Raw genomic sequence first — 12,393 nt, 5'->3', positions numbered from 1 at the left:
CCTACCCCCTGTTTTATCAGATGAAAGATAGTGCTCCTTCACAAAGGTTATTGTCCCTGGATACGTTGCGTGGTTTTGATATGTTCTGGATTTCGGGTGGCGAAGAGATTTTCCATGTCCTCGCCAAAGTGACCGGCTGGTCGTGGGCGATCGTGCTGGCCCACCAGTTTACCCATCCCGATTGGAATGGTTTCCGGGCCTATGACCTGATTTTTCCCACATTCCTTTTCATGGCGGGCGTTTCGACGCCGTTTTCACTCGGCAGTCGGCTCGAAAAAGGTGTGCCGCCATCGCAGCTGGTCCGCAAGGTGATCCAGCGCGGCATCATCCTCGTTTTTCTGGGCATTATTTATAACAACGGCATTTTCGAAACCGAATGGTCGCAGATGCGCTACCCGAGCGTACTCGCACGGATCGGGCTTGCGGGGATGTTTGCGCAGATCATTTACCTCTATTTCGGTTACCGCGCGCGCTGGATCTGGTTCGGCGGGCTGCTGATCGGCTATTATCTGTTCATGATGTTCTACCCCGTTCCCGGATGCGGCGCCGGTCTGCTCACGATCGACTGCAACCCCGCCAGCTACTTCGATAGCCTGATCATTCCCGGCCGCCTGCACCTCACGATCCACGATCCCGAAGGACTCGTTTCGACCATTCCGGCCATCGCTACCGGCCTTATGGGCATTTTCGCGGGAGAGCTGCTGCGGACGAGCCACGAGGTACTTTCCCAGAAAAGCAAAGTCATTTACCTTGTGTTTGCAGGTGTGGTGAGTTTGCTGGTCTGCCTGGTGTGGGATTACTTTTTCCCCATCAACAAAAATCTCTGGACCAGTTCGTTCGTACTCTGCGCAGGCGGGTTCAGCACCTTGCTGCTGGCGCTGTTCTATTGGATTGTGGATGTGCTCAATTACCGTAAATGGACGCTGTTTTTTGTCGTGATCGGCATGAATTCGATTGTGATTTACATGGTAGGCCGCTTCATCGACTTCGGTTACACTGCCCGCGCATTGTTCGGCGGCATACTCAGCTATTTCCCCCACGGCGCCGAGGCAGTAGGCGAAGTAATTGCATTTATAGCGGTACAATGGGCGTTTATGTATTTACTTTACAGAAATAAACTGTTTTTGAAAGTGTAAAGGATGGTCAGGAATAGTCATTGACACTTTCACTCATTCCCTGTTCCACAGCAGCTCATTCACTCATTCACTCATTCAATCATTCAATCATTCACTCATTCACTCATTAACTCATTCACTCATTAACTCATTCAAAATTAACCCATGATCGAAGTCACCAACTTGACAAAGGTTTACGGAACGCAGCGCGCGGTCGATGGGATTTCATTTACGCTCAGGAAAGGCGAAATCGTGGGTTTTCTCGGGCCGAACGGTGCAGGGAAATCGACGACCATGAAAATTCTTACCGGCTACCTGAAACCGACCGAAGGCCTGGCCAAAGTGTCGGATTTCGATGTGACGCAGCAACCGATGCCTGCTCGCAGGGCGATCGGCTACCTGCCCGAGCATAACCCGCTGTATTTGGATATGTACGTAACGGAGTTCCTGCTTTTCTCCGGAAAACTGTACGGAATGGGCGGCGCGGCATTGCAGTCGCGGGTGGACGAAGTGATCGCGATGTGCGGATTGGAACCGGAGCGGCGCAAGAAGATCGGGCAACTGTCCAAAGGTTACAGGCAGCGCGTCGGGCTTGCGCAATCATTTTTGCACAACCCCGAAGTACTGATCCTCGACGAGCCCACCACGGGCCTCGACCCTAACCAGATCCAGGAGATCCGTGAGGTGATCCGTACCGCCGGCCAGGACAAGACAGTGCTTTTTTCCACCCATATTATGCAGGAAGTGGAGGCATTGTGCGACCGTGTGATTATTATCAACAAAGGCAAAGTAGTGAGCGACAGCTCGTTGCAGGAGCTGCGCCAAACGGGTGATTCGCTGGAAGATATTTTCAAGAAGCTCACCCAGCAGGCTTAATGTTCCGACATTAGTTACCAGGATCATATTCGGCAAGGCAAATATTAGAATTGCATTAAAACGATATTTTCCAGGATTTAAAGCGCGAGAATTTTGTTATCATTGTAACTTTTGATCAATCTCAATGTCAGTTGTTGCAGATATTAAACCTAACATTCCCTCGTTAAGTCAGTGTTTTCAGGTATGAAAAATTGGTTGTTCGGCCGGTTTCGTGTTGTAGTGATTGTTGTGGCGCTGGTGGTGCTGACCTCCGTGGCTTCCGTTGCGTGGAAAATGATGTCGGTTAAGACCACGGCCGTCAACAAACCCGCTGTTGCCGCACCCGAGCCCAAGCATAAGGCGCCCAAAAAGCGCCGTGACCCGGTGTTGGTTCTTCCGGAAAATGAATGGGTGGACAGTACGCTCAAATCCCTGAGCATCGAGCAGAAGATCGGTCAGCTGTTCATGGTAGCTACTTTTTCCAACCGCGACGAATCGCATTACCGTTACATCGACAAGCTGATTAACGATTACCAGATCGGCGGACTGATATTCTTCCAGGGCGGCCCCGTAAGCCAGGCGCAGCTCACCAACCGCTATCAGGCGCATTCCAACATTCCGCTTTTCATCGGCATCGACGGTGAATGGGGCCTGGGCATGCGGCTCGACAGCACGATTTCCTTCCCGAAACAAATGGTGCTCGGCGCGATCCAGGACGACCGGCTGATTTACCGCATGGGCGACGACATTGCGCGCCAATGCAAACGCCTCGGCATTCATATCAACTTCGCGCCGGTGTCGGATGTGAACAGCAACCCGGCCAATCCGGTAATCGGTATACGTTCGTTTGGTGAGGACAAAGAGAATGTCGCGCGGAAGTCGATCGCCTACATGAAAGGCTTACAGCACAATCGCATTATCGCTACTGCCAAGCATTTCCCCGGCCATGGTGATACCGATGCCGATTCGCATTTCACACTCCCGGTGCTTAATCATTCGCTGGAACAGCTGAATTCCGACTTGTACCCTTACCGCGAAATGATCGCCGACAGCCTGATGGGCGTCCTGAATGCGCATTTGTACATTCCCGCATTGGACAACACGCCCAACCAGGCCAGCTCGCTGTCTGATAAAGTGGTGAATGGCTTGCTCCGCAAAGACCTGGGCTTCCGCGGCCTCGTGTTTACCGACGCCATGAATATGCGCGGCGTGCTCAAAAACGGCAAGCCGGCCGACGTGAACCTGAAAGCGCTGGTAGCAGGCAACGACGTGCTGCTTTACCCGGAAAGCATCGCCGAAACCGTTTCGCGCATCAAGGATGCCATCAATTCGAAGCTGATCAGTGAAAAGATCATCGACGACAAGGTGAAACGCATTCTGCAAGCCAAATACTGGGCCGGGCTGAACCAATATAAGCCGATAGACATCAACAATCTTTACAACGACCTCAACAGCGAGAAGAGCAAGGAACTGAACCGCGAGCTCTCTGAGGCTTCCGTAACCGTTGTTAAAAACGACAATAACCTGATCCCGATCGGCTCGGTGATGGACAACAACATAGCGTCCGTGAGCATGGGCGAGGGCAGCGGTGTGGCATTCCAAAAGATGCTCTCCACCTACAAACCGATGCGGAGCTACTCGTTTTACGACGCGCCGTCGTCGCAGGACCAGATTACCGAAATGCTCGGTTACCTGCAACCTTACAATACAGTGATCGTCGACGTCCACGGCATTAGCTCCAAGCCCGGCCGGAATTATGGCATTACCACGGGCATGGTGGAGTTTGTTAACCAGCTCAAACAGCAGAATAAAAAAGTGATCCTCTGCCTGTTCGGAACGCCTTATAGCATTCAGTTTTTCCCTGACACCGATGTGCTCATTTGCGCCAACCAGGACGGCAAAGACCAGCAGGAGATCGTGCCGCAGATCATTTTCGGCGCGCTGGGCTCGAAGGGCCGCCTGCCGGTGTCGGTACTGGCCCACAAAAGTGGCGGCGGTGTAAGCACCACGTCCATCAATCGCATTGCATTCGGCACGCCGGAGAGTGTGGGAATGGATGGTATTTCTCTTAAAAAAATCGATGAAATCGCCACTGCGGCCGTGAATGACCATGTTTTCCCCGGCTGCGAAGTGCTGGTGGCCAGACAGGGTAAGATCATTTACGAAAAACAATTCGGTGGGTTAAGCTATCGCACCAACGAACGCGTAACGCCCGAGACGATCTACGACCTGGCGTCGCTTACCAAGGTTTCGGCTACATTGCAGGCTGTGATGCTCCTTTATGACCGCAAGCAGATCAGTTTGGATGAAAAGGCATCCAAATACCTGCCTGAACTGGCGGGTACCAATAAGCAAAACTTCACCGTCCGTGATTTGCTGCTGCATCGTTCGGGACTGGTTTCGTTCTACCCGTCGCTGTGGGACCGTACCAAAACCAGCGCAGGCGGTCTTCTGCCGGAATATTACAGTTCGAAACAAGACACGGCCTACTACCTGCAGGTAGCCCCGAAACTCTTCGCCAAAGGTGCATTGCGCGATTCGGTATGGAAGTGGGTGGTGGAATCGCCCATGAACAACCGCCGCGACCGCGCCGGCAGCTACGGTTACCTGTACAGTGACCTCGGCTTTTTGACACTCCAAAAAATTGTCGAAAGAGTGGCCGGCCAGTCGCTCGACAATTTTGTGGCCGCCAACATTTACGAGCCGCTGGGGCTGCCCTACCTGGGTTTCAACCCGCTGCGTCGTTTTCCTGAAAAGCAGATTGCGCCTACCGAGCAGGATTACCGGTTCCGCGGGCAGCTGCTACAAGGAACAGTCCATGATCAGATGGCCGCCATTGTTGGCGGCGTATCGGGCCACGCCGGCCTTTTTGGCACCGCACGCGACCTGGCGGTTTTACTTCAAATGAACCTCTGGAAGGGCAACTACGCAGGAAAACGCTATTATGAGCAAGCCACGGTGCCATTCTTCTCGCGGATGTACGACGAATCCCATCACCGCGGACTGGGCTGGGACAAGGCCCCTGCGGACGGCAACAGCTCATTCGTATCACCGCTGGCGTCCGTCAACTCATTCGGCCACACGGGTTTCACCGGTACAATGGTGTGGGTAGATCCCGAGGAAGACCTGGTATTCATATTCCTTTCCAACCGCGTGAACCCCGACCCGGAGAATACGGCCATTACGACCCATCGTACACGAAGAAAAATCCAGGATGTAGTGTATGGTTCTTTGATTCAACGGAAAAGCCAGCTTCCTTAAATCACCTTCAGCGTATTTGAAAAATATCTCTAACTTTACCAGTCAAACGGTTAGCGGAAAGATATTTAGACAGATACATGAAAAGAACATTTATTAAAGAAAGTTTACTTACCATTTTCGCCACGGTGTTCTGCCTGGCAGCTTCATTTGGACAGACTGCGATTACAACGGGAACCATTACCCCATCACCAGCTTGCGTAGGAGGTGGCGTTTCCGTACCATTTACTACCACCGGAACGGTACTCCCGGCGGTAATTTTCGTAGCACAGCTATCCGATGCGGCAGGCGCTTTCGGAGCTAATCCTGAGGAAATCGGCAGTTCCGCTACAACGCCTATTTCGGCAACTATTCCTGCGAATGCAACCGCTGGCGCAGGTTATAAAATCCGCGTTGTGTCAAAGTTGGCGGCAGTCATTGAAATTACGGGATCTGAAAGTGTTGCGCTGACTGTGAATGCGGTGCCAGCAACGCCGACGGTTATTTCCCCGGTCGAATATACCCAAGGCGCCACCGCTACTGCGCTGACGGCAACCCCCGCGGCCGATTTGCTTTGGTATGATGGTCCAAACGGCGGTACCGGATCTGCCACAGCGCCAGTCCCTTCCACTGAGACTGTTGGGACTACCAGTTACTATGTAGCTCAAAAACCTGCTGCATGTGAAAGCGGCCGGGCCAAGATTGATGTTGTTGTGGCTGCTTGTACGCCACCTGCTAAACCTACGGTTTCCAACCAGTCATACGAAGTTGGCGACGATGCCGCAGTACTCACTGCAACGGGCACAAATCTCAAATGGTATACCGATGCGACGACTACGACAGTGCTGCCGTCGGCACCCAAGCCCTCGACCACTGCGGCAGGAATAACCAAATATTACGTCTCGCAAACCAATGCCAGCGGCTGCGAAAGTGAAAGAGCGGAAATTACCGTCACTGTTACAGCCTGCACGCCGCCCGCGAAACCTACTGTTGCTAACAAAGCATATGAGGTTGGCGACGATGCACCGGTGTTAACGGCAACAGGCACGAACCTCAAATGGTACACTGATGCAACTACCGGCACAGCATTGCCGTCGGCACCGAAGCCCTCGACTATCACAGCAGGAATAACCAAATATTACGTTTCGCAAACCAATGCCAGCGGCTGCGAAAGTGAAAGAGCAGAGATTACGGTAACGGTGACAGCCTGCACGCCCCCTGCTAAACCTACGGTAGCCAACAAATCATACGAAGTGGGCGACAATGCGCCTGTGCTCACTGCAACTGGCACGAACCTCAAATGGTACGCCGATGCGTCCACTCCAACTGCCCTGCCATCGGCTCCAAAACCTGCGACTACGACAGTTGGCACAACGAAATATTATGTGACCCAAACCAATGCCAGCGGTTGCGAAAGTGAGAGAGCTGAGATTACAGTGACAATTACTGCTTGTACGCCACCTGCTAAGCCCACTGTTTCCAACAAAACATACCAGGTAGGCGAAAATGCACCAGTTCTCACGGCAACCGGCACTAATCTCAAATGGTACACCGATGCATCCACTACGACTGCGTTGCCATCCGCTCCTAAGCCCGCGACTACGACGCCTGGCACAACGAGATATTATGTAACTCAAACCAATGCCAGCGGCTGCGAAAGTGAAAGGGCTGAAATTACAGTGACTGTCACAGCCTGCACGCCTCCTGCTAAGCCAACTGTTTCCAACAAAACATATGAAGTCGGCGACAATGCACCGGTGCTGACAGCGACAGGAACCAACCTGAAATGGTACGCTGATGCAAACACAACGACGCCGCTACCCTCAGCACCGAAACCTTCTACTGTAAAAGCAGGTGAGACGAAATACTACGTAACCCAAACCAATGCGATCGGCTGCGAAAGTGATCGTGCGGAAATATTGGTAACAGTTACATGTAAAGCATTCGCTGGTCCAACCGTAGTGAGCCCAGTGGCCTTCTGCCAAAGCCCTGCGGTGGCAACGGCATTGAAAGCTACTCCCCTGGCCGGACATACGCTGCTTTGGTACTCCACATCCTCGGGAGGAACGGGATCACCCGACGCTCCTGTCCCGCCGACAGATGAAGCCAAATCTATTACTTACTACGTTAGCCAGAAAAGTACTGCATCCGGATGTGAAAGTGCCCGCAGAGAGATCGTCGTGAACATAAGGGAAGCCGCCAAGCCGACCGTCTCGCCGATCGAGTACTGTGTGGGAGAAGCAGCGAGCGTACTCGCGCCATCCGGCAGCACATACAAATGGTATGCTGTTGAAACGGGCGGCACACCATTGGCCTCAACATTCAAGCCTTCCACGACCAAGGATGGCACAACGCCTTATTTCGTGTCGCTATCGACAAGCTACCCTTCACTGGTGTGCGAAAGTGCCCGCGTGAGAGTAAATGTTGTCGTTAATGCCCGCCCGGCTGCTGTTAGCGCGCTGTCGGAAGCATTCTGCCAGGAGCGTACGGATAAAAGCTATACTTTCCCGACGCAAGCCGCGGAAGGAAATACTTTGAAATGGTACACTGCGGCCAACGGGGGCACGGGAGGCACGGCGACACCTTCCATTAACCTGAAAGAAGCCAAAGAAACCACATACTACGTTACACAGGTGTCGAACAAAAATTGCGAAAGCACCACCCGTGTTGCGCAGAAAGTCCTTGTAAAGCCCCTGCCGGCAGTGCCAGGCGTTTCGCAGCCGTTGATCGAATACTGCCAGTTTATCGTTGCTGATCCATTGAAAGCGACGGCAGTTACCAATGGCACTTTGAACTGGTTCGGTACAGATGCAACAGGCGGGACTTCCAGCCCAACAGCACCGATCCCTTCGACTGCCGAAGGTGGAACGACCTCGTATTATGTTGCGCAGACATTGGCCGGATGTATCGGCGACCGTGCGAAAATTGATGTGAAAGTAAACACAACACCCAAGCCTGCTACCAAAACATACCTCGAATACTGCCAGAACGAAACGGCGCCGGTCCTCGACGCGACCGGAAGCGTGCTGAAATGGTACCGCGAAGCCAACGGGACCGAATGGCAGGGTGTACCATTCACACCGTTTACCGAAAAGGTGCAGGATTACTCGTTCTACGTGACGCAAACCGGCAACAACGGTTGCGAAAGCCCGAAAGAAGAGATCAAAATCCACATTAAATCCCTGCCTTCGGCGACGATTTCAGGCAACTCCACGATCGACCTCGGCGAAAGCGCAACGATCAATATCAAATTTACCGGCGACGGACCGTGGATTTACGTGCTCTCCAACGGCACCACCGACACGACCGACCAGGCCAACCACCAGGTACCGGTGACCCCAGCCACAACCACCAGCTACCTCATCACGGAAGTTTCCAATGCCTGCGGTAAAGGTATTCCCATCGGCAGCGCGCTGGTGACCGTGAAAATCCCGACCATTAATTCGGGAAGCCCCTCGGTTTCGGAGATCTGCGCGGGCAAACCGTTCACCGTGCCATTCCAGGCGTCGGGCGAGTTCCCTGCCGGCAATACTTTCAAGTTGCAGGTAGCTACCGAAAATGCGGACGCGAAGTTCTACACCATCCCGTCCACTGTAAGCGGAAATTCGGTATCGGCCATATTCCCGGATACTACTAAGGCCAGTACGTTCTTCCTGCGGGTGATCAGCTCGGGCACCAATCCGGACCTCTCCGTTAAAGGCAGCGTAAGCTCGATCACTATTAATGCAAGCCCGCTTCCAGTGGCCACCCTCACCGGCACTCAAACCATCCTCGTAGGTGAAACCGCCGACCTCAAAGCCGAAATCACGGGTAAATCTCCCTGGACATTGACATTGAACAACGGCACGAAGGACACACTCATCACTGCGAATGCGACGCCGTACGTTTTCAAACTTGCGCCGAAAACCACCACTACCTACGCCATTACCAAAGTAACCAATGGCTGCGGCATCGGCACGGGCGTAGGAACGGCGCGCGTACAAGTTGATCCGATCCTCGGCGTAGAACCTCCTGCCCCTGCAACGTGGGCCAAGGTTTACCCAACGGTGATTAATGGCAAATGTACGGTGGAAGTAACCGGCACTATTTCGGCCAAACAGGCAACGATCGAAGTAGTAGACCTGAATGGTCGCCCGCGTTCAGCACAGGCCATCAAACAGCAAAAAACAGAGGTTGATTTCGCAAACTATCCGTCGGGACTTTACCTGCTGCGGATCAAGAACGGTAACCTGAGCACCGTTCAGCGCGTGATGAAACCCTGATCAGTCATAATTACAACAGCACGGGACATTTGTTGCAATGCAATGGATGTCCCGTTTTTCTTTGACATACCATGAATATCCAGGCAGACATAACCGACCACTTCTTTATGGAGGAAGCCCTCGCGCTCGCCCACAAAGCGTATGAAGAGGGCGAAATCCCGGTGGGCGCATTGGTGGTGGCCAAAGACCGGATCATCGGTCGGGGTTACAACCAAACCGAGCGCCTCAACGACGTCACCGCCCACGCCGAGATGATCGCCATCACCGCCGCCGCCGACCATCTCGGTTCGAAATACCTTACTGATTGTACACTCTACGTGACATTGGAGCCTTGCGTGATGTGCGCAGGCGCGCTCTACTGGACGCAGGTGAAGCGCGTGGTAGTGGGCGCGATGGACGAAAAGCGCGGATTTTCGCGGGTCGGACAGCCGCTTTTACACCCCAAAACCAAACTTGTAACCGGCATAATGGCCACGGAATCGCAGGAGTTACTACTCAAATTTTTCAGGCAATTAAGAACATAAAGCAGTTTTCTGCTGTTAGCCTAACTGTTAAAACATATTGTTTAATCCTAAAACTACACTAAAAATGGCATTTACACTGGATCCCTTACCTTACGCAAACAATGCATTGGAGCCACACTTCGACGCATTGACCATGGAGATACATCACGACCGTCACCACCAGGCATACGTTACCAACCTGAATGCAGCAGTAGCAGGCACTGAGCTGGAAGGCAAAACCATAGAAGAATTGCTGGCTGGCATCAGCAAAGCACCGGCACCGGTACGCAATAACGGCGGCGGTCACTGGAACCATTCATTTTTCTGGAAATCCCTGTCATCGAACGGCGGCGGCGAACCGACCGGCGAGCTAGGCAAAGCCATCACCGCTAAATTCGGTTCATTCCAGGCATTCAAAGACGAGTTCAAAAAGGCTGCAACCGGCCGTTTCGGATCAGGCTGGGCATGGTTGATCAAATCCGGCGACGGCGTGGCGATCACTTCCACTCCCAACCAGGACAACCCATTGATGGACATCGCGGAAGTAAAAGGCACGCCGATCATCGGCCTCGACGTGTGGGAGCACGCATATTACCTGAAATACCAAAACAAGCGCCCCGACTACATCGACGCCTACTGGAATGTTGTAGATTGGAAAGCTGCTGACGCACTGTACACTGCGGCTAAATAATTGAGCTCCGGCTTGGGAAAAGGTTTATAGCTTGCAAAAAATTTATACAAATCTCTTGCAAGCTGTAAACCTTTTTCTAATTTTGTGTCCTCGAAAGGGGTTATCCCATAGAATACGGAGGTTGTAGCTCAGTTGGTTAGAGCGCTAGATTGTGGTTCTAGAGGTCGCGGGTTCGAGACCCGTCTCCCTCCCTTGAAATAAGTTCAAAGTCAAACAAAATGCCTGTAAATCAATGATTTGCGGGCATTTTTGTTTTCCAGACTATGTCAAAAAATGCAAAAATTCCCATGTTTTCAGTGAGTCTTTCGTGTAGTTCACTCACTTTGAGAAAAAGACTCACTGGAAACGGCATAACGAATTGATAGACAACATGTTCACCGCATGGACATCTTGACTGGCAAGCGTGGTAACTCGATATTTAACCACTTTTAAACGCTTGTGTTATGTTGGAGAAAACATTCGGCCTGCTTTTCTATTTAAAGCCCGCCAGAAATCAGAAGGGAACAGTTCGCTACGTTTACCTGAGAATCACCGTCGACGGCAAGGTTGCCGAGCTATCCACCAAGAAACTATGGAACACTGAAAGGTGGAATTCCTCAGTCGGACGACCTGCCGGAAATAAGGAAGATGCAAAGACGCTGAATGCGTACCTGGATATGCTCACCGCCAAAGTTTACCAGGCCAAGAAAATTCTTACCGAGGATGACAAAGAAATTTCCGCAGAAGGCTTGAAAAACATCCTGCTCGGTAAGAGCAATGAAACCCGCACTATTCTTGAAGTATTCGAGCGTCATAATGAGCAGATGGAAGCATTGGTCGGTCAGGAGTTCGCGCCGCTCACTTTGAAGCGGTACAAGACCGCGAAGGAGCATACCGCTTCCTTTATCAAGTGGAAGTACAAGAAGGACGATATGGAGATCAAAGATCTGAATTTTGAGTTCATTACTGAATTTAACTTCTGGCTCCGTAGCGCGCGGGGTTGCAACCACAACTCGGCGATTAAGTACATGAGCAACCTGAAGAAGGTTGTGCTGATCTGCGTCAATAATAAGTGGTTGAAGAAAGACCCGTTTCAGGGCTTTAAGCTGACTAAGAAGGAAGTCGTTAAGAACCCGTTGTCTCGGGATGAATTGAAGCGGCTTACTGAGAAAGTGTTCGAGGTTGAAAGGATCAGCCAGGTGCGGGACATTTTTCTCTTCTGCTGTTACACCGGGCTAGCTTATGTAGATGTGAAGCAATTAAAGACGACGGATATTGTTGTCGGCATGGATGGCGAACCGTGGATTGATACCACGCGGCAGAAAACGGACGCACCTACACGTATTCCGTTATTGCCTACTGCGCTTGACATTATCGAGAAGTACAAGGAGCATCCTCAGTGCTGCAATAAGGGCGTTGTGCTGCCGGTTCTGAGTAATCAGAAGATGAATGCTTATTTGAAGGAGATTGCTAACCTATGTGGGATTTCCAAGACGCTCACCTTTCACATTGCGCGGCATACGTTTGCCACTACTGTGACGCTGAGTAACAAGGTGCCGATTGAGACGGTTTCGAAAATGCTGGGGCATCGGTCTTTGAAGCAGACTATGATTTATGCGAAAATACTGGATGTGAAGATTAGTGAGGATATGAAGGGATTAAGGGAGCGGTTGAAGGGGAAATAGGACGGTAGAGCGAAGCGTCAAGTTAGACCGTTGGCGTTTCGCTCACTGTAAACGGAGTATATTAGC

General features: G+C 51.9%; 7 protein-coding genes and 1 tRNA gene. All 8 read left to right on the top strand.

Annotated elements, in window-relative coordinates; genetic code table 11:
• The first annotated feature begins 20 nt into the window (after positions 1-20).
• Positions 21-1,136, top strand: coding sequence for an acyltransferase family protein (locus tag DFER_RS20955; RefSeq protein WP_015813654.1), 1,116 nt, complete (start codon positions 21-23; stop codon positions 1,134-1,136).
• A gap of 144 nt (positions 1,137-1,280) precedes the next feature.
• A complete protein-coding gene (locus tag DFER_RS20950) occupies positions 1,281-1,991 on the top strand; it encodes an ATP-binding cassette domain-containing protein (RefSeq protein ID WP_015813653.1) in 711 nt (236 codons plus the stop codon).
• Between the two features lie 183 nt (positions 1,992-2,174).
• On the top strand, positions 2,175-5,231 hold the full coding sequence (locus DFER_RS20945) for a serine hydrolase domain-containing protein (RefSeq protein WP_015813652.1): 3,057 nt from the start codon (positions 2,175-2,177) through the stop codon (positions 5,229-5,231).
• Positions 5,232-5,308: 77 nt separating this feature from the next.
• Positions 5,309-9,469 (top strand): Ig-like domain-containing protein, encoded by a 4,161-nt coding sequence (locus DFER_RS20940; protein ID WP_015813651.1) that lies wholly within the window; start codon positions 5,309-5,311, stop codon positions 9,467-9,469.
• A gap of 71 nt (positions 9,470-9,540) precedes the next feature.
• Entirely contained in the window at positions 9,541-9,993 is a 453-nt protein-coding gene (locus DFER_RS20935) for a nucleoside deaminase (RefSeq protein WP_015813650.1), read from the top strand.
• Positions 9,994-10,057: 64 nt separating this feature from the next.
• Positions 10,058-10,663: a superoxide dismutase gene (locus DFER_RS20930; RefSeq protein WP_015813649.1), complete on the top strand. Its 606-nt coding sequence runs from the start codon at positions 10,058-10,060 to the stop codon at positions 10,661-10,663.
• A gap of 116 nt (positions 10,664-10,779) precedes the next feature.
• Positions 10,780-10,855, top strand: a tRNA-His gene (locus DFER_RS20925).
• Positions 10,856-11,106: 251 nt separating this feature from the next.
• Positions 11,107-12,327: a site-specific integrase gene (locus DFER_RS20920; protein WP_015813648.1), complete on the top strand. Its 1,221-nt coding sequence runs from the start codon at positions 11,107-11,109 to the stop codon at positions 12,325-12,327.
• The last annotated feature ends 66 nt before the right edge of the window (positions 12,328-12,393 follow it).

Source organism: Dyadobacter fermentans DSM 18053, from assembly GCF_000023125.1.
GTDB classification, from domain to species: domain Bacteria; phylum Bacteroidota; class Bacteroidia; order Cytophagales; family Spirosomataceae; genus Dyadobacter; species Dyadobacter fermentans.
This window is presented reverse-complemented; position numbering and strand designations above follow the sequence as displayed.